The sequence below is a fragment of the Streptomyces sp. NPDC052012 genome (assembly GCF_040689265.1).
In the GTDB taxonomy this organism is placed as follows: domain Bacteria; phylum Actinomycetota; class Actinomycetes; order Streptomycetales; family Streptomycetaceae; genus Streptomyces.
On the sequence record NZ_JBFAXA010000039.1, the window covers coordinates 12,596 to 30,967 of the forward strand.

General features: G+C 71.0%; 18 protein-coding genes. 8 read left to right on the forward strand and 10 right to left on the reverse strand.

The window, feature by feature from the left end; all coding sequences use genetic code 11:
* Positions 1-53 precede the first annotated feature (53 nt).
* Complete coding sequence (locus tag AB0412_RS34595) at positions 54-416, forward strand: four-helix bundle copper-binding protein (protein WP_366406580.1); 363 nt, start codon at positions 54-56, stop codon at positions 414-416.
* 66 nt (positions 417-482) lie between these two features.
* Here AB0412_RS34595 and AB0412_RS34600 read toward each other — a convergent pair whose 3' ends face one another.
* Positions 483-1,769, reverse strand: coding sequence for an LCP family protein (locus tag AB0412_RS34600; protein WP_366406581.1), 1,287 nt, complete (start codon positions 1,767-1,769; stop codon positions 483-485).
* Between the two features lie 119 nt (positions 1,770-1,888).
* Between AB0412_RS34600 and AB0412_RS34605 the strand changes: the two genes are divergently transcribed.
* Entirely contained in the window at positions 1,889-2,446 is a 558-nt protein-coding gene (locus AB0412_RS34605) for an acyl-CoA thioesterase (protein WP_366406582.1), read from the forward strand.
* Positions 2,447-2,465: 19 nt separating this feature from the next.
* Here AB0412_RS34605 and AB0412_RS34610 read toward each other — a convergent pair whose 3' ends face one another.
* Entirely contained in the window at positions 2,466-3,941 is a 1,476-nt protein-coding gene (locus tag AB0412_RS34610; protein WP_366406583.1) for an LCP family protein, read from the reverse strand.
* Between the two features lie 129 nt (positions 3,942-4,070).
* Between AB0412_RS34610 and AB0412_RS34615 the strand changes: the two genes are divergently transcribed.
* Positions 4,071-5,111, forward strand: coding sequence for a glycosyltransferase family 2 protein (locus AB0412_RS34615; RefSeq protein WP_366406584.1), 1,041 nt, complete (start codon positions 4,071-4,073; stop codon positions 5,109-5,111).
* Between the two features lie 62 nt (positions 5,112-5,173).
* Here the strand turns inward: AB0412_RS34615 and AB0412_RS34620 are convergent, their stop codons facing one another.
* Complete coding sequence (locus AB0412_RS34620) at positions 5,174-6,331, reverse strand: acyl-CoA dehydrogenase (RefSeq protein ID WP_366406585.1); 1,158 nt, start codon at positions 6,329-6,331, stop codon at positions 5,174-5,176.
* Between the two features lie 189 nt (positions 6,332-6,520).
* Here AB0412_RS34620 and AB0412_RS34625 point away from each other — a divergent pair, with 189 nt between their 5' ends.
* Positions 6,521-7,864 (forward strand): UDP-glucose/GDP-mannose dehydrogenase family protein, encoded by a 1,344-nt coding sequence (locus AB0412_RS34625; RefSeq protein ID WP_366406586.1) that lies wholly within the window; start codon positions 6,521-6,523, stop codon positions 7,862-7,864.
* Between the two features lie 131 nt (positions 7,865-7,995).
* On the opposite strand, the gene AB0412_RS34630 is transcribed toward AB0412_RS34625, so the two are convergent.
* Positions 7,996-8,502 carry a CGNR zinc finger domain-containing protein gene (locus AB0412_RS34630; protein WP_366406587.1) on the reverse strand — a complete coding sequence of 169 codons (507 nt, stop codon included), beginning with the start codon at positions 8,500-8,502 and terminating at the stop codon, positions 7,996-7,998.
* A gap of 87 nt (positions 8,503-8,589) precedes the next feature.
* Between AB0412_RS34630 and AB0412_RS34635 the strand changes: the two genes are divergently transcribed.
* A complete protein-coding gene (locus AB0412_RS34635; RefSeq protein WP_366406588.1) occupies positions 8,590-8,949 on the forward strand; it encodes a VOC family protein in 360 nt (119 codons plus the stop codon).
* 25 nt (positions 8,950-8,974) lie between these two features.
* Positions 8,975-9,367, forward strand: coding sequence for a VOC family protein (locus AB0412_RS34640; RefSeq protein ID WP_366406589.1), 393 nt, complete (start codon positions 8,975-8,977; stop codon positions 9,365-9,367).
* A 42-nt stretch (positions 9,368-9,409) separates the two neighbouring features.
* Here AB0412_RS34640 and AB0412_RS34645 read toward each other — a convergent pair whose 3' ends face one another.
* From AB0412_RS34645 to AB0412_RS34660, 4 genes are all read right to left on the reverse strand, one after another.
* Positions 9,410-10,546: a dipeptidase gene (locus tag AB0412_RS34645; RefSeq protein ID WP_366406590.1), complete on the reverse strand. Its 1,137-nt coding sequence runs from the start codon at positions 10,544-10,546 to the stop codon at positions 9,410-9,412.
* Between the two features lie 129 nt (positions 10,547-10,675).
* Positions 10,676-11,857, reverse strand: a complete 1,182-nt coding sequence (locus AB0412_RS34650; protein WP_366406591.1) for a dipeptidase — start codon at positions 11,855-11,857, stop codon at positions 10,676-10,678.
* Between the two features lie 5 nt (positions 11,858-11,862).
* Positions 11,863-12,387, reverse strand: a complete 525-nt coding sequence (gene purE / locus AB0412_RS34655; RefSeq protein ID WP_366406592.1) for a 5-(carboxyamino)imidazole ribonucleotide mutase — start codon at positions 12,385-12,387, stop codon at positions 11,863-11,865.
* Positions 12,384-13,559, reverse strand: coding sequence for a 5-(carboxyamino)imidazole ribonucleotide synthase (locus AB0412_RS34660; RefSeq protein ID WP_366406593.1), 1,176 nt, complete (start codon positions 13,557-13,559; stop codon positions 12,384-12,386). The genes purE and AB0412_RS34660 overlap by 4 nt, the downstream gene beginning before the upstream one ends.
* A gap of 153 nt (positions 13,560-13,712) precedes the next feature.
* On the opposite strand from AB0412_RS34660, the gene AB0412_RS34665 reads away from it, so the two are divergent.
* Positions 13,713-14,213 carry a GtrA family protein gene (locus tag AB0412_RS34665; RefSeq protein ID WP_366406594.1) on the forward strand — a complete coding sequence of 167 codons (501 nt, stop codon included), beginning with the start codon at positions 13,713-13,715 and terminating at the stop codon, positions 14,211-14,213.
* 12 nt (positions 14,214-14,225) lie between these two features.
* Here the strand turns inward: AB0412_RS34665 and AB0412_RS34670 are convergent, their stop codons facing one another.
* Positions 14,226-15,500, reverse strand: coding sequence for an ATP-binding protein (locus tag AB0412_RS34670; protein ID WP_366406595.1), 1,275 nt, complete (start codon positions 15,498-15,500; stop codon positions 14,226-14,228).
* A gap of 32 nt (positions 15,501-15,532) precedes the next feature.
* The gene (locus AB0412_RS34675) at positions 15,533-16,210 is read right to left on the reverse strand and encodes a response regulator transcription factor (RefSeq protein WP_366406596.1); all 678 of its coding nucleotides are present in this window, start codon (positions 16,208-16,210) and stop codon (positions 15,533-15,535) included.
* Between the two features lie 535 nt (positions 16,211-16,745).
* Between AB0412_RS34675 and AB0412_RS34680 the strand changes: the two genes are divergently transcribed.
* Positions 16,746-18,242 (forward strand): MFS transporter, encoded by a 1,497-nt coding sequence (locus AB0412_RS34680; RefSeq protein ID WP_366406597.1) that lies wholly within the window; start codon positions 16,746-16,748, stop codon positions 18,240-18,242.
* The last annotated feature ends 130 nt before the right edge of the window (positions 18,243-18,372 follow it).

The window sequence follows — 18,372 nt, forward strand, 5'->3', positions numbered from 1 at the left end:
GGAGGGGCGAGGGGCCGATCCCCGGCCCCCCTTTCGTCCCCCGGGAGGAAGCCATGACCCAGTCCGCCGCCGCCACCCCGATGAGCAAGGAGATGCAGGACTGCGTCAACGCGTGCATGTCCTGCCACAGCATCTGCGAGGAGACCATGAGCTCCTGCCTGCAGATGGCCGGCCAGGCGCCGGTGCAGATCATGCGCGCGCTGATGGACTGCGCCGAGATGACCCGCATGTGCGCCGACATGATGATGCGCCGCTCGCCGCTGTCGAACGAGATGTGCGCGATGTGCGCCCGCGCCTGTGACATGTGCGCCGAGGCGTGTATGTCCATGCCGGACGACGACCAGATGATGCGCTGCGCCGAGTCCTGTCGCCGCTGCGCCGAGATGTGCCGCACGATGGCGGGCGCCACGATGTGACGTACGCGAGAAACACCGGGAAACACCGAGGGCACCCCGTGGGGGTGCCCTCGGTGCGGTGCGGGCTCAGTTCCCCGAGACGGTGACCTTCTCGTCGTTCTTCAGCTGGCTGACCAGGGTCTTCACCTTGGTCATGTCCCACTGCAGATTGCCGTTGCCGGCGCTGCCCGCGATCGGCATGTTCATGGACTTGCCGTCGCCGCCGCTGACGCCCTTCATCGCCCAGAACATGTCGGCCAGGTCGAACAGCCCCATGTCCTTGTCGACGACCAGCGAGTCCAGGCCCGCGCCCATCGTCGGGTAGAGCTTGAAGGGGTTGAGGACCGTGCTCGGCGTCGCCACCTGGTTGGCGAGGGCGGAGAGGAACTTCTGCTGGTTCTTGGTGCGGTCCAGGTCGGAGCCGGCCAGCGCGTACCGGGTGCGGACGAAGGCTAGGGCTTCCTCGCCGTTCAGGGTCTGCTTGCCCTTCTTGAAGTCGGCGCCGGACTTGGTGTCCTTGATGTCCTGCGGAATGTCCATCTCCACACCGCCGACCGCGTCCACGATGTTCGCGAAGCCGGCGAAGCCGATCTCGACGTAGTGGTCGATGTGCAGTCCGGTGTTGAACTCCACCGTGCGCACCAGCAGCGTCGGGCCGTCGATCGAGTACGCCGCGTTCAGCTTGTTCGCGCCCATCGCGGGCCGGGTCTTGCCGGACTCGGAGCCCTTGAACTCGGGGATCGTGACGTTGGAGTCGCGGGGCAGCGAGATCAGCGTCGGGCCGTTGTCGCCGGTGTGCAGGATCATCATCGAGTCCGTGCGCTTGCCGTCGGCGGACCCGGTGTGCAGGTCCTTCTTCTGCTCGTCGCTCAGCCCCTCACGGCTGTCGGAGCCGACGATCAGGTAGTTCGTGCCCTCGCCCTTCTCCGGGCGGTCGATCACCGTGGACAGGTCGACGTCCCGGTTGAGCTTGGAGTCGGCCCAGAAGTACGTGCCGACCGTGGTGACGATCAGCACAGTGACGAGCGTCAGCGCCGTCCACTTGATCCGGCGGCGCCAGTCCGGCGCGGGCCGCTGCGGGTACCGTCCGTCGGGGCCGGGGCCACCGGGACCGCCGGAGCCGCCGGAGCCGCCGCCGGGGCTGCCGTAGACCTGGCCCGTGTTGTAGCCGCTGTCGTATCCGGCGTCGTAGCCGCCGTCCACGTACGACGGCTGCCGGGGCACTCCGCCGTACGCGCCCTGCCCGGGCGGTGCCGTCGGGCCGCGGCGGACCTGCCGCATCACGCGGGCGCTCTCGGGCTGTGCGCTCGCGCTCCCACGTCCGTAGCGGCCGCCGCGGTTGTCGTCGGACCATGCCTCGGGCCAATCGTTCATGGGCCCCAGTGTGCAGGTCCGGGCGCCGCGCCATACAAGGGTCGTCGGAAAATAGGGGCGGCGCTGTTGCGAAGCTGACACAAATCACCCGCATGTCACCCCGGCATAAGGTGGAGGCCATGACAGACCAGGCCCCAGCCGCACAGACGGAGAGTCCGGACATCCCGGGCAAGCCCACCTCGGCGTCCCGTACGACCCTCAGCCACATCATGACCCACAACGACACCAACCTCCTGGGGACGGTGCACGGCGGTGTGATCATGAAGCTGGTGGACGACGCGGCGGGCGCGGTCGCCGGGCGGCACTCCGGCGGGCCCGCGGTCACCGCCTCCATGGACGAGATGGCCTTCCTGGAGCCGGTCCGCGTCGGTGATCTGGTCCATGTGAAGGCGCAGGTCAACTGGACCGGCCGGACCTCGATGGAAGTCGGCGTGCGGGTGCTGGCCGAACGCTGGAACGAGTCCGCCCCGGCCACCCAGGTCGGATCGGCCTACCTGGTGTTCGCCGCCGTCGACGCCGACGGCAAGCCGCGCCGCGTGCCGCCGGTGATACCCGAGACCGACCGGGACCGGCGCCGCTACCAGGAGGCGCAGATCCGGCGCACCCACCGCCTGGCCCGCCGCCGCGCGATCATGGAGCTGCGGGAGAAGCGGGCGGCGGAGGGCTACGAGGACTGACGCCCCGCCCACCCGAACGCTACGACCCGCACCCCACCTCGTCGCCCCTGACCACACCGAACTCCCCGCGGCCCGGGTCCTCGGCGCGCACCTTGCGGACCTTCACGAAGTCCGCCCCGGCGATGACCTTCAGGGTCGCGCCCTGGCCCTTGACCGCGCGCAACTGGCTGCCCGGCAGGGCCGCCGCCAGGGACTTCGCGGAGCGGTCCCAGCGGGGGTCGTAGGCGACGACGGTCCGCTTCACATCGCGCTGGGCCGCGTTGACGGGAGCCTTGGTGGTGGCGAACCCGGTCGCCGCCAGGGCCGCGTCGACGCGGCGGCCGAGGCCGGCGGTCCCGGTGCCGTTCTGCACCTGGACGCGGATCTGCTTGGGGTCCACCGGGACGCGCAGTGCCGCGTCGCGCGGGCGGTGCACGGACAGCGGCTGGTCCCGGCGCAGCGCCTCGAAGATCTGCCCGGACTTCTCGGGGTCCCACTTCAGGGTCGAGCCGACGCCCTTGACGGCGTACCCCATCGTCCGGATGGGCACGGTCGTGAACTCCGAGGAGGAGGGCGAGAAGTTCCGCATGGCCCGGCCCAGGTCCAGCAGCTCGTCCGTGCCGAAGCCCTTGTCGGCGCGGACCGAGCCCAGGACGGCGAGGGTGACGTCACGGAACTTCATCGGGTTCAGCAGGATGCCGGAGGAGGTGACCCGGTCGACGAGGGCGGCCATGAAGCGCTGCTGGCGCTGCATCCGGCCGAGGTCGGAGGCGCCGTCGACGTAGCGGGCGCGGACGTACTGCAGGGCCTGGCCGCCCTTGAGGGTGTGCCGGCCGGCGGGCAGGTCGAGGCCGGTGTGGCTGTCCTTGAGGTGCCGGTCGGTGCAGATCTCGACGCCGCCGACCACGTCGACGGTCTTCATGAAGCTGGTGAAGTCGACCTCCAGGTAATGGTCGATCTTCACCCGGGTCATCTTCTCCACCGTGCGCACCGTCAGCTGCGGCCCGCCCTCCGCGTACGCCGCGTTGAGCTTGAGGGGGTGCCCCTTGTGCTGCTCGCCGCTGACACGGTCGGTGTGCGGCGGCGTCATCGCGTACGAGTCGCGCGGCAGGCTCACCACGCTGGCCCGCTCCCGGTCCTCCGAGATGTGCACGATCATGATGGTGTCGGTGCAGTGGCAGGGCGCCCCGCCGAGCCGGTACGCCCTGCGCTGCTCCTCGCTGAGCTTCTCGCGGCCGTCGGTGCCGACCAGCAGCACGTTCATGCCGTCACCGGCCTCGGGGCGGTTCTTCATGTCGCGGAACGGGTCCACGCGGTCGATCTCCGCGTCGAGGCTGGTGACCACCGTGTGCCCGATTCCGGCCGAGGCGAGCACCACCACGGACAGCGTGGTCACCGCCCGCATCGCCCAGCGCGGCTTCCGGCGCGCGGGCGGACGCGGCGCGCCCCGGCGCTGCGCGGGTGGGCGGCGCTGCGGGGCGGGGCGGGGCCGGGGGGAGCGCGGCGGCGTGGGCAAGGGGGAACACCTCCGGACGACGGCCGTACGTGGGATCGTGAGCACGGTAGGCCGATACGATCTCCGGCCCGGCGTATCGCCCCCGGCGCGCGCAGCGGTGTCCCCCGTTCGCGGTAACGTGAGCCCCCTATGAACGCCAATCCCGACGTGCGGCCCCCGGCCGTTTCCGTGATCATGCCCGTCCTCAACGAGGAGCGGCATCTGCGTGGCGCGGTCCGCGCGATCCTCGCCCAGGAGTACGCCGGCGAGATGGAGGTCGTGATCGCCCTCGGTCCGTCCACGGACCGCACGGACGAGATCGCCGCCGAGCTCGTCGCCGAGGATCCGCGGGTGCACACCGTGCCCAACCCGACCGGCCGCACCCCGGCCGCCCTGAACGCCGCGATCAAGGCCTCCCGCCATCCGATCGTCGTCCGCGTCGACGGGCACGGGATGCTCTCCCCGAACTACATCGCCACCGCCGTGCGGCTCCTTCAGGAGACCGGCGCGCAGAACGTCGGCGGCATCATGCACGCCGAGGGCGAGACCGACTGGGAGCACGCGGTCGCCGCCGCCATGACGTCCCGGATCGGCGTCGGCAACGCCGCCTTCCACACCGGCGGCGAGGCCGGCCCCGCCGAGACCGTCTACCTCGGTGTCTTCCGGCGCGAGGCGCTGGAGCAGCAGGGCGGCTACAACGTGGAGTTCATCCGCGCCCAGGACTGGGAGCTGAACTTCCGCATCCGCGAGGCGGGCGGACTCATCTGGTTCTCGCCCGAGCTGAAGGTGTCGTACCGGCCCCGGCCGAGCGTGCGCGCGCTGGCCAAGCAGTACAAGGACTACGGCCGCTGGCGGCACGTCGTCGCCCGCTACCACGCCGGCTCCATCAACCTGCGCTACCTCGCCCCGCCGACCGCCGTGTGCGCGATCGCGGCCGGCACCCTGGCGGGCGCGCTGCTCACCCCGTGGGGCTTCGTCGTGCCCGGCGGCTACCTCGCGGCGATCCTGCTCGGCTCGATACCGGCGGGCAAGGGCCTGCCGCTGAAGGCGCGGCTGCAGATCCCGGTGGCGCTCGCCACCATGCACATGTCGTGGGGCTGGGGCTTCCTGACCAGCCCGCGCTCCCTGGCGAGGAAGGTCATCGCCTCCCGCCGCCCTGCGGTCCAGGCGGACAGCACGCAGGCGGCCTGAGCCAAGCACGCAGCGGAAAGGGCGCTCGGGATCCGAGCGCCCTTTCCGCTGATCCGGCAGGGTTACGGCAGGTTGCGGGCCATGACGATCCGCTGCACCTGGTTCGTCCCCTCGTAGATCTGCGTGATCTTCGCGTCGCGCATCATGCGCTCCACCGGGTAGTCCCGGGTGTACCCGTAACCACCCAGCAGCTGGACCGCGTCCGTCGTGACCTCCATGGCCACGTCCGAGGCGAAGCACTTGGCGGCGGCGCCCTGGAAGGTGAGGTCGCTGTCGCCGCGCTCGGACTTGGCCGCGGCGGCGTACGTCAGCTGGCGGGCGGCCTCGATCTTCATGGCCATGTCGGCCAGCATGAACTGGATGCCCTGGAAGTCGGCGATCGGCTTGCCGAACTGCTTGCGCTCCTGGACGTAGCCCTTGGCGTAGTCGAGGGCGCCCTGGGCGATGCCGAGCGCCTGGGCGGCGATGGTGATGCGGGTGTGGTCGAGGGTCTTCATCGCGGTCGCGAAGCCGGTGCCCTCCTCGCCGATCATGCGGTCGGCGGGGATGCGGACGTTGTCCAGGTAGACCTCGCGGGTCGGGGAGCCCTTGATGCCGAGCTTCTTCTCCGGGGCACCGAAGGAGACGCCCTCGTCGGACTTCTCGACGACGAAGGCGGAGATGCCCTTGGAGCGCTTGGTGGGGTCGGTGACCGCCATGACCGTGTAGTACTCGCTGACGCCGGCGTTGGTGATCCAGCGCTTCACGCCGTTGAGCACGTAGTGGTCGCCGTCGCGGACGGCCTTGGTCTTCATGCCGGCCGCGTCGGAGCCGGCGTCGGGCTCGGAGAGGCAGTACGAGAACATCGCGTCGCCCTTGGCGAGCGGGGTCATGTACCGCTTCTTCAGGTCCTCGGAGCCGGAGAGGATCACCGGGAGGGAGCCGAGCTTGTTCACGGCCGGGATCAGGGAGGAGCTCGCGCAGACGCGGGCGACCTCCTCGATCACGATGACGGTGGCGAGGGCGTCGGCGCCGGCGCCGCCGAACTCCTCGGGGACGTGCACGGCGTGCAGGTCGTTCGCGACCAGCGCGTCGAGGGCCTCCTGCGGGAAGCGGGCCTCCTCGTCGACCGCGGCGGCGAACGGCGCGATCTTCGCCTCGGCCAGCGAGCGGACGGCGTCGCGGAGCATGTCGTGCTCCTCGGACGGGCGGTACAGGTCGAAGTCAGCCGATCCGGCCAAGGTCTCTCACGCTCCAAAACGCTGTGATGCTGGCGCTAACTACCGTTAAGTAACTCAAATTTTAAGACTCGGACGGCGTTCGTGGATAGGTGAGCTTGACGACAGCACGGCGGATCGGCCGGTGGGTCCGCCCATGTGCCCCGGTTATGCTCGGGCCCGCACTTCCTGCCGTATACCCCTGGAGCACCCATGGCCCTCAAGATCACCGTGATCGGCACCGGTTATCTCGGCGCGACGCACGCGGCGGCCATGGCGGAGCTGGGATTCGAGGTGCTGGGCCTCGATGTCGTTCCGGAGAAGATCGACAAGCTGCGGCGCGGTGAGGTCCCGATGTACGAGCCCGGGCTCCAGGAGCTGCTGCGCCGGCATGTCGCGGGGATCGAGGGGTCCACGGGACGGCTGCGGTTCACCATGGACTTCGCCGAGCTGGGCGAGTTCGGCGATGTGCACTTCCTGTGTGTGAACACTCCGCAGCGGCACGGCGAGTACGCCTGTGACATGTCGTACGTCGACTCCGCGCTCGCCTCGCTGGCCCCGCATCTGAAGGGCCCGGCGCTGGTGGTGGGCAAGTCGACGGTGCCCGTCGGGTCGGCCGACCGGCTGGCCGCGTATCTGGCCGAGCACGCGCCGGCCGGCGAGGACGCCGAGCTGGCCTGGAACCCGGAGTTCCTGCGGGAGGGCTTCGCGGTGCAGGACACGCTGCACCCGGACCGGATCGTGGTGGGCGTGCGCAGCGAGCGGGCGGAGAAGCTGCTGCGGGAGGTGTACGCCACGCCGATCGCGGAGGGCTCGCCGTTCGTGGTGACCGACTTTCCGACCGCGGAGCTGGTGAAGACCTCCGCGAACTCCTTCCTGGCCACCAAGATCTCCTTCATCAACGCGATGGCCGAGGTGTGCGAGACCGCGGGCGGTGATGTCGCCAAGCTGGCGGAGGCCATCGGCTACGACGACCGGATCGGCAAGAAGTTCCTGCGCGCCGGGATCGGTTTCGGCGGCGGGTGTCTGCCGAAGGACATCCGGGCGTTCATGGCGCGCGCCGGTGAGCTGGGCGCGGACCAGGCGCTGACGTTCCTGCGGGAGATCGACTCGATCAACATGCGCCAGCGCGGCCGGATGGTGGAGCTGACCCGGCAGGCGCTGGGCGGCGGGCCGTTCCTGGGCAAGCGGGTGGCGGTGCTCGGGGCGACGTTCAAGCCGGACTCGGACGACGTGCGGGACTCGCCGGCACTGAACGTGGCCGGGCAGATCCATCTCCAGGGCGGCCAGGTCACGGTCTACGACCCGAAGGGCATGGACAACGCCCGCAGCATCTTCCCGACCCTCGGGTACGCGGGCTCGGCCCTGGAGGCGGTGCGGGGCGCGGACGTGGTGCTGCATCTGACGGAGTGGCGGGAGTTCCGCGAGCTGGATCCGGCGGCGCTGGGCGAGGCCGTGGCCGAGCGGCTGATCCTGGACGGGCGCAACGCGCTCGACCCGGAGGTGTGGCGCAAGGCCGGCTGGCGCTACCGGGCGATGGGGCGTCCCACCGCCTGACACCGCTGTGGACGGGTGACGCCGGTTCGGCCGAGGCTCAGTCGGCCGAACCGGCGTCTTGTTGCATTCTGCACCACGAGCCACGGTCCGGTAGGGCTCCTGCGGACTCCTACGCCCCTTATGTGCGCCCTTTATGCGCCCTTCGCCCGGTAACGGCGCATCTTCGCGCGGGCGCCGCACACCTGCATGGAGCACCAGCGGCCGCGTCCGGCGGGGCTGCGGTCGTAGTAGGCCCAGTGACAGTCGGCGGCCTCGCAGGCCTTGAGACGGGTCCAGGTGCCCGCGGTGACCGCTTCGGCCACGGCCGCGGCCACGCGGCAGAGCAGGGGACCGTCGTCGAGGGGGGCGAGGGCGGCCGCGCCGTCGGCCGGGTCGACGGTGACCACCAGCGGGGCGTCGGCGAGCAGTGCGCCGAGCGGGGTGACCTCGCGGTGCGGCGGGTGGCCGGCGTGGGCGAGCAGGGTGGCGCGCAGCGACTCCCGCAGGTCGCGGGCGGCGGGCAGCTCGTGCTCGGTCAGCCCGAAGCGCGCCCGTCCCTCCGCCGTGTCGAGCGAGTCGGCGCCGCTCTCCAGGTCCAGGGTGTTCACCAGGGACTGGACGAGGGCCAGGCCCCCGGGTGCGGGCGATCTCTCACTCATGCTTGCGACGTTACCCCTGATGCGGGAGCATGAGGTAACCGTTACCTGTTATCCACCTCTGTGGGTAACCGTGGACCAGGAGGAGCCATGTCCGTAGCCAAGGTTGGTGCCGTTGTCCTGGACTGTCCCGACCCGCAGGCGCTGGCCCGCTTCTACGCCGAGGTGGTGGGAGGCACTCCGGAGGCCGAGGGCGACTGGGTGGACCTGAAGGTGCCCGGCGGTCCGACGCTGGCGTTCCAGGCCGCCCCGGGGTTCGTGCCTCCGCAGTGGCCGTCGCCCGAGCACTCGCAGCAGTTCCATCTGGACCTGACCGTCGAGGACATGGACGCGGCCGAGAAGCACGTCCTGGCGCTCGGTGCGAAGGCGCTGGAGACCGAGGACCGCTCGCGGAGCTGGCGGGTTTACGCCGACCCGGCCGGGCACCCGTTCTGCCTCTGCGCCAGCTGACCCGTACACCGATCCGGGAGGTCCCATGGCTGCCGTCGCCCGGCTGCGTTCCGTCGTCCTCGACTGCCCCGAGCCGCGTGAGCTGGCCCGCTTCTACGCGGCCGTCGGCGGCGGCACACCGGTGGAGGAGGACCCGGACTGGGTGGTGCTGCAGATCCCCGCCGGGCCCAGGCTGGCCTTCCAGCGGGCGGAGGGGTACGCCCCGCCGGACTGGCCGAGCGCCGACCACGACTCGCAGCAGTTCCACCTCGACTTCGACGCCGGCGGCACCTGGGAGGACGTCGACGCGGCCGAGGAGAAGGTGCTGGCGCTGGGGGCGCGGGTGCTGGACCGGGAGGACTACGAGCGCAAGGACTTCAGGGTCTACGCCGATCCCGCGGGGCACCCCTTCTGCCTGTGCCGGATCGAGCAGCCGTAGTCCTGCCCGTGCCGGATCGAGCAGCCGTAGCCGCCGGCCGGCCTACCCGTCCAGGTCCGCGATGGTCGCCGTCGACGGAGGCCTGCGCTGCTGTGCCGCGCGGGCGGTGAAATCGGCGCCGCGCAGGACGCGCTGGAGGTTGCCCCAGGTCAGCAGGGCCACCTCGGACTCCTCCCAGCCGCGCCGGAGCAGCTCGGCGATCAGCCTCGGGTAGCAGGAGGTGTCGCCGAGCTCCTGCGGGTGGGCGGTGCCCGTGTCGTAGGTGCCGGACAGACCCACGCAGTCGGCGCCGGCGAGGGAGCGGACATGGTCGAGGTGGTCGGCGACGTCACGGACCGTCGGCCCGGTCTGCTCGGCGGTCAGCGGCACCAGAACCAGGCCCCGCGCCTCACCGACCTCGGTGAGCAGCTCGTCGGGCAGGTTGGCCGGGTGGGGGCGCAGGGCGCGGGCGGCGGAGCGGCTGAACAGCACGGGTGCCTTGGAGATGGTCAGGACCCGCTGGACGGTCTCGGGCGAGGCGTAGGAGAGGTCGGCGATCATGCCGACCCGGTTCATCTCGCGGACGACCTCCTCGCCGAACCGGGTCAGCCCGGCCGCGCTCGCCCAGGACGTGCCGGTCAGGGTGAGCACCCTCAGTCCGAGGACGTGCAGCGAGCGCAGGACGCCCAGGGAGTCGCCGAGCGCGGCGGCGCCGGCGGGCCCGAACAGCACGGCGACCCGGCCGCAGTTGCGGGCGTCGGTGATCTGACCGGTGGTGCGGGCCGGGCGCAGTCCCTCCGGGTGGGCGGCGACGACCTCCTTCGCCAGATCCAGCTGGTCCAGGGTGGCACCCACCGCGCGGTCGCCGTCGATACCCTCGGGCAGGTGCAGCGCCCAGAACACTGCGCCGACATGGCCCCTGCGCAGCCGGGGCACGTCCGCGTCGACGGCGCTCTCCCCGAGGTCGAGGTCGTAGTAGGGCAGGTGGCGCAGCGCCCAGGGCAGTCCGCTGTAGCCGTCGGCGACGGGGTGCGCGGCGAGGATGACGCGGGCGCGGGTCAGGGGCGCGTCGTCGGGGTCGGAGACCGGCTGGTAGGGCTCGGCCGTGACGACGACGGCCTCGGCGGGGTACGGCTCGGTCAGGTCGTCGACGCGGCCGACCTCGCCGGCGGGATACAGGTCGTCCTGGAGATCGGCCATAGCGGGCTCCGTACGTGGTGACCTCGGTGGTGATCGAATCACGGTCACCGTCGCACGGAGTGCCGGGTCGCTTCCTGGTGGACGGCGCGTTCGGGGTACCACCCCGGAACGGCACGGACGGACGCGGACTCAGGTGGTGCCGTCGAGCGCCTCGATCGTGGCGTTGGACGGTCCCCGTGTCGCGCGCAGCGCGCGGGCCACGTCCTCCGCCGCGCCCAGCACCCGGACCGCGTTCTTCCAGGTCAGCTTGGCGAGGTCGGCCTTCGACCAGCCTCGGTCGAGCAGTTCCGCGATGAGGTTCGGGTAGCCGGAGACGTCGTTCAGGCCGTCCGGGGTGAAGGCGGTGCCGTCGTAGTCGCCGCCGATGCCGAGGTGGTCGATGCCGGCGACCTCGCGCATGTGGTCGAGGTGGTCCGCGACCGTGGCGGCCGTGGCGACGGGGCGCGGGTGGCGCTCCTCGAAGGCCGCGTGCACCTTCATCGCCTCGGGGCTGGTGTCGAGGTGGTGGAAGCCGTGGGCGCGCATGTTCTCGTCGGCCGCGGCGGTCCAGTCGACGGCCGCCTGGAGCACGAACTTCGGGACGAACGTCACCATCGCGAGACCGCCGTTGGCGGGCAGCCGCTCCAGCACGTCGTCGGGGATGTTGCGCGGGTGGTCGCAGACGGCGCGGGCGGAGGAGTGGGAGAAGATCACCGGCGCGGAGCCCGCGTCGAGGGCGTCGCGCATGGTCGTCGCGGCGACGTGGGAGAGGTCGACCAGCATGCCCAGCCGGTTCATCTCCCGCACCACCTCGCGCCCGAACGCCGACAGTCCGCCCACGCGGGGCTCGTCGGTCGCCGAGTCCGCCCAGTCCACGTTGTCGTTGTGGGTGAGCGTCATGTAGCGGACGCCGAGCGCGTACAGCCCGCGCAGGGTGCCGAGGGAGTTGGCGATGGAGTGCCCGCCCTCCGCGCCCATGAGGGAGGCGATACGGCCCTCGCCGCGCGCCGTCTCCATGTCGGCGGCGGTCAGCGCGGGCGCCAGGTCCTTCGGGTGACGGTCCAGCAACTGCCGTACGCAGTCGATCTGTTCCAGGGTGGCGGGCACCGGGTCGGGCAGGTCCGAGCGGACGTACACCGACCAGAACTGCGCACCGACGCCGCCCGCCCGCAGCCGGGGGAGGTCGGTGTGCAGATGGGCGGACTGGTCACCGGCGATGTCCCGGGCGTCGAGGTCGTAGCCGGTCTGACGCAGCGCCCAGGGCAGGTCGTTGTGCCCGTCGACGACGGGGAACTCGGCGAGGAGCGCGCGGGCGTCGTCGAGGCGGGTCACGGGGCTCACTTCCCGAAGCCGAAGCCGTTGCCGGATCCGTCGACCTTGGCGCGCAGCCGCTTGCCCTTCTCGGTGGCCTGGTCGTTGAGCTCCTGCTGGAACTCCCGCATGCGGCCGAGGAGTTCCTCGTCGTGGGCGGCGAGGATGCGGGCCGCGAGCAGTCCGGCGTTGCGGGCGCCGGCCACGGAGACGGTGGCGACGGGAACACCGGCCGGCATCTGCACGATGGACAGGAGGCTGTCCATGCCGTCGAGGTACTTCAGCGGCACGGGCACGCCGATCACCGGCAGCGGGGTGACGGAGGCGAGCATGCCGGGCAGGTGGGCGGCGCCGCCCGCACCCGCGATGATCACCTTGAGTCCGCGGTCCGCGGCCTGCTCGCCGTACGCGATCATCTCGCGGGGCATGCGGTGCGCGGAGACGACGTCGACCTCGTAGTCGATCTCGAACTCGTCGAGGGCCTGGGCGGCCGCCTCCATGACGGGCCAGTCGGAGTCCGACCCCATGACGATGCCGACAGCGGGGCTCATTCGGTGATCGTCCCTCTCAGGTAACCGGCTGCGTGACGGGCGCGCTCCAGCACGTCGTCCAAGTCGTCGCCGTAGGTGTTGACGTGGCCCACCTTGCGGCCGGGCTTCACGTCCTTGCCGTACATGTGGATCTTCAGCTGGGGGTCGCGGGCCATGCAGTGCAGGTACGCGGAGTACATGTCGGGGAAGTCGCCGCCGAGCACGTTGACCATCACGGTCCACTTGGCGCGCGGGCGCGGGTCGCCGAGCGGGAGGTCGAGGACGGCGCGGACGTGGTTGGCGAACTGGCTGGTGATCGCGCCGTCCATCGACCAGTGGCCGGAGTTGTGCGGGCGCATCGCCAGCTCGTTGACGAGGATGCGGCCGTCGCGGGTCTGGAACAGCTCGACCGCGAGGTGGCCGACGACGCCGAGTTCCTTGGCGATGTTCAGCGCCATCTGCTCGGCCTTCAGAGCGAGGGTCTCGTCGAGGTCGGGGGCCGGGGCGATGACCGTGTCGCAGACGCCGTTCACCTGCCGGGACTCCACGACCGGGTAGGCGACGGCCTGGCCGTGCGGGGAGCGGACCACGTTGGCGGCCAGCTCGCGCACGAAGTCGACCTTCTCCTCGGCGAGGACGGGCACACCGGCCTTGAACGGCTCGGCGGCCTCCTCGACGGAGTCGACGACCCACACGCCCTTGCCGTCGTAGCCGCCGCGGACGGTCTTGAGGACGACGGGGAAGCCTCCCCCGCTCTCGGCTCCGCTCGAGCGGGAGGTGCCCCCACCCTCCGCGGCGAACGCCGCCACGTCAGACGGATCGGAGACGATGCGGTGCCGCGGGCAGGGCACACCGATCGCGTCGAGCTTCGCGCGCATCACCCCCTTGTCCTGGGCGTGCACCAGCGCGTCGGGGCCGGGGCGGACGGGGATGCCGTCCGCCTCCAGGGCCCTGAGGTGCTCGGTGGGCACGTGCTCGTGATCGAAGGTGATCACGTCGCAGCCGCGCGCGAACTCACGCAGCGTGTCCAGGTCGCGGTAGTCGCCGACGACGACATCGCCGACGACCTGCGCCGCGGAATCCTGCGGAGTGTCACTGAGGAGCTTGAACCTGATGCCGAGCGGGATGCCCGCCTCGTGTGTCATACGAGCGAGCTGCCCCCCGCCGACCATGCCGACTACCGGGAACGTCACGCTCCTAGGGTATCGGCCGCGCCACGGTGGCCGATTTCCCGCCCACTCGGCGGGACGGTCTCCCGTCTCCGGCTCCGTCCGCAGGAAGATCGCGCGGGAGGGTGGTTAGCATGGCTGGGTTGACGCACACCGACGGACGGGAGCCTGCAGGCGATGGAACGCGGTTCCTCGGGGCTCCGGCGGCTCTTCCAGGAGGTCGCCAAGTTCGGCGCGGTGGGCGGGGCGGGCCTGCTGGTCAATCTCGGCGTGTTCAACCTGGTCCGGGCGGTGACCGACCTCCAGGTGGTGCGGGCGAGCGTCATCGCCACGATCGTCGCGATCATCTTCAACTACGTCGGCTTCCGCTACTTCACCTACCGCGACCGTGACAAGTCCGGGCGGACCCGGGAGATGTCGCTGTTCCTGGCGTTCAGCGTGGTCGGCCTGGTGATCGAGAACGGTGTGCTGTACACCGCGACGTACGGGTTCGGCTGGGACAGCCCGCTGCAGAGCAACATCTTCAAGTTCCTCGGCATCGGCGTCGCCACCCTGTTCCGCTTCTGGTCCTACCGCACGTGGGTGTTCCGCGCGCTGCCGGTGCGCGACCCGGCGACGGGGGCGGGGCCGGTCGCGAAGGGCGACGGGCGGCCCCGCACGAGGCAGCGGGTCCCGTAGCCGGGGCGGTCCTCAGCGGACCGTGTGGCGGCCCGCGTCCTCCCGCGACTTCTGCGGCGGTGTACGGGACAGGAACAGGCCGAAGACCGGGGGCTTCGCCTGGAGCATCTCCAGCCGGCCGCCGTCCGCCTCCGCCAGGTCCCGGGCGACCGCCAGGCCGATGCCGGTGGAGTTGCGGCCGCTGATCGCCCGTTCGAAGATCCGGGCGCCCAGATCGGCGGGGACGCCGGGGCCCTCGTCGGTGACCTCCACCACGACCTGGTTGCCGGTGACCCGGGTGCGCAGGGCCACCGTGCCGCCGCCGTGCATCAGCGAGTTCTCGATCAGCGCGGCCAGCACCTGGGCGACCGCGCCCGGCGTACCCACCGCCCGCAGGTTCCGCTTGCCGGAACTGACGATGGCGCGGCCCGCACTGCGATAGGCGGGGCGCCACTCGGCGAGCTGCTGCTGGATCACCTCGTCGAGCTCGAAGGTGACCGCGGAGCCGGTGCGCGGGTCACGGGAGTTCGTCAGCAGCCGCTGCACCACGTCCGTCAGCCGCTCCACCTGCGTCAGCGCGATCGTCGCCTCCTCCTTCACCGTCTCCGGGTCGTCGGTGAGGGTGATCTCCTCAAGGCGCATGGACAGGGCCGTCAGCGGGGTGCGCAGCTGGTGGGAGGCGTCGGCGGCCAGGCGCCGCTCGGCGGTGAGCATACGGGCGATGCGCTCGGCCGAGGAGTCCAGCACGTCGGCGACCCGGTCCAGCTCGGGGACGCCGTAGCGGCGGTGGCGGGGGCGCGGGTCGCCGGAGCCGAGGCGTTCGGCGGTCTCGGCGAGGTCGGTCAGCGGGGAGGCGAGCCGGTTGGCCTGGCGGATGGCGAGGAGCACCGCGGCGATCACCGCGAGCAGCGCCACCAGCCCGATGATCAGCAGCGTACGGGCGACCTCACGCGTCACCGAGGAGCGCGGCTCCTGCACGGTGACCGTCTCGCCCTCCTCGCCGGGCGCGGAGGCGCTGATGACGTCGCCGTCGGGCTTGTCGCCGACCTCGATGGGCGGCTTGCCGGGGATCCTGATGACGGCATAGCGGTCCTCGGTGAGCTGGTCGCGGAGGATCTCCGCGGTGACCTGCTCCTCGACGATCAGCCGGCTGTCGACGATGCTGGCGAGCCGGACCGCCTCGGAGCGCACCCGCTCCCGGGCGCTGTCGCTGATGGTGCGCGTCTCGACGATCACCAGGGAGACCCCGAAGACGGCGATCACGATGAGCACCACGGCGAGCGTGGACTGGATCAGGCGGCGGCGCATGTCCTCTTACCCACTGCGAACCCTCGCGGGGTTCAGCTCTTCTCGAAGCGGAAGCCCACACCGCGCACGGTGGCGATGTAGCGGGGGTTGGCCGCGTCGTCGCCGAGCTTCTTGCGCAGCCAGGAGATGTGCATGTCGAGGGTCTTGGTGGACGACCACCAGGTGGTGTCCCAGACCTCGCGCATCAGCTGGTCGCGGGTGACGACCCGGCCCGCGTCCCGGACCAGCACCCGCAGCAGGTCGAACTCCTTGGCGGTGAGCTGCAGCTCCTCGTCGCCCATCCACGCGCGGTGCGACTCCACGTCGATGCGCACACCGTGGGTGGCGGGCGGCTGCTGCGGCTCGGCCGCCCCGCGCCGCAGCAGCGCCCGCACGCGGGCGAGCAGCTCGGCGAGGCGGAACGGCTTGGTGACGTAGTCGTCGGCGCCCGCGTCCAGGCCGACGACGGTGTCCACCTCGTCGGCGCGGGCGGTCAGGATCAGGATGGGAACCGTGTGTCCGTCGGAACGCAGGCGGCGGGCGACCTCCAGGCCGTCCATGCCGGGCAGCCCGAGGTCCAGCACCACCAGGTCGACGCCGCCCTGCATTCCGGCGTCGAGCGCGCTGGGTCCGTCCTCACGCACCTCGACCTCGTAGCCCTCGCGGCGCAGGGCGCGGGCCAGCGGCTCCGAGATGGACGCGTCGTCCTCGGCGAGCAGTACACGGGTCATGGAGTGATGGTAGTCCCGCCGTGAGGGGCGTCGGGGTGTGATCGCCGGCGCTCGTTCTTACCCGCCGCACACCGGTTTCTCACCTCGGCGCTGTCCCTCGGGGGCGGTCTAGACCCCTGCTGCGGGCCTTCGGGGTGCGGGTGCGATCCTGTAAAGGACCTTCGAATGGGCGATCGCGGTTCCTGTGAAACCTGTGATCCGCGTCTCAAGTCCTTCCATATCAGGCGGTGTCCTGCCGTATGGTGAATCAACGCCTGTTGCACCACGGGGACCTTTGGCGGAGTTGACGCTGAAGGTCTCTTTTGTGTGCGGGCCGGCTCTTGTGCCGGCTCCGGAAGGAATGACCTGTGGCCGGGCCTGGCCGCGCATCGCAGCGCGGGAAGGCGTGGATCCCGGTGGTCGCCGTCCGCCGCTCCGCGACCCGGGGCGGACCACCCTCGGGCGTGGGGTGGACGGTGCGGCCCGCCGGTGCCGGCCGCCCCCCACCGGGCGCGTACACGCTCGCGCGACGCGTCCCGACCAGCAAGGAACGACCATGGCGTCCAGCCTGACGAAGGACTCGGTCACCCCGGGCACCCCCGGGTCCGAGAAGACCTTCTTCGGCCACCCCCGCGGACTGGCCACTCTCTTCATGACCGAGATGTGGGAGCGTTTCTCCTACTACGGCATGAGGGCTCTGCTCCCGCTGTACCTCGTCGCTCCGGGTGGCCTCGGCCTCAACGCCGGCACCGCGACCGCGATCTACTCGGTGTACCTGTCGCTGGTGTACCTGCTCACGATGCCGGGCGGCTGGTTCGGCGACCGTGTCTGGGGCCCGCGCAAGACCGTCGCCATCGCCGGCGGCATCATCATGCTCGGCCACCTCACGCTGGCCCTGCCCTCGTCCGGCACGTTCTACGCCGGTCTCGGTCTGGTCGCCATCGGCTCGGGTCTGCTGAAGGCCAACATCTCGACGATGGTCGGCCAGCTCTACGACGGCCCGGACGACCCGCGCCGCGACGGTGGCTTCACCGTCTTCTACATGGGCATCAACCTGGGTGCCTTCGCCGCGCCGCTGATCATCGGCACCATCGGTGAGAACGTCAACTGGCACCTGGGCTTCGCGCTGGCCGCGCTCGGCATGGCGCTGGGTGTCGCCCAGTTCCTGCTCGGCAGCCGGCACCTGGCCGCGCACTCCAGCGTCGTGCCGAAGCCGCTGTCGGTGGAGGAGAAGACCTCCACGCTGCGCAAGGCCGCCTTCTGGGCCGCGCTGGCCGTGGTGTTCTACGCGATCGTGGGCTTCACCGGTCACTACACGCTGAACTGGATCCTGGTCCCGCTGACGCTGCTCGGCGTGATCGTGCCGGTGCTGGTACTGACCCGGATCAAGCGGGACAAGTCGCTGGACCGTGCCGAGCAGTCGAAGATGTCCGCGTACATCTGGTTCTTCGTCGCCGCGGCCGTCTTCTGGATGATCTACGACCAGGGCGGCTCGACCCTGTCGATCTTCGCCGACTCGTCGGCCGAGAACAGCGTCCTCGGCTGGGAGTTCCCGGTCTCCTGGTACCAGTCGGTCAACCCCGTCCTGATCATGGCGCTGGCTCCGGTCTTCGCCTGGTTCTGGCTGGCGCTGAACCGGCGCGGCAAGGAGCCGAGCACGATCGTGAAGTTCGCCTCCGGTCTGGTGCTGGTCGGTGCGTCCTTCTTCCTGTTCCTCGCTCCGCTGTCCATCGCCGAGGGCGGTCACAAGGCCGCGGCGCTGTGGCTGGTGGCGATCTACTTCACGCAGACCGTCGGTGAGCTGCTGCTCTCCCCGGTCGGGCTGTCGGTCACCACGAAGATGGCGCCGGTGAAGTACGCCTCGCAGATGATGGGCGTCTGGTTCCTGGCCGTCACCGCCGGTGACGCCACGACCGGTCTGCTGTCCATCGCGGGTGTCGACCTGAACAAGTCGGGCATCGTCGCGCTGGAGGCGACGCTGGCGGTGGTCGCCGGTGTCGCGGTGTGGATGTACCGCAAGAAGGTGAAGGCGCTGATGGGCGACGTTCGCTGACGTTGTGTCCCTGAGGAGGGCCCTCGTACCCCGGGTGGGTGCGGGGGCCCTCCTCGCGTTGTGGGGGTGGGCGGGGTCCGTGGTGGGGCGGGGGCGGGGTGGTGCGGCGGAGCCCGCCGCAGTCGCGCCC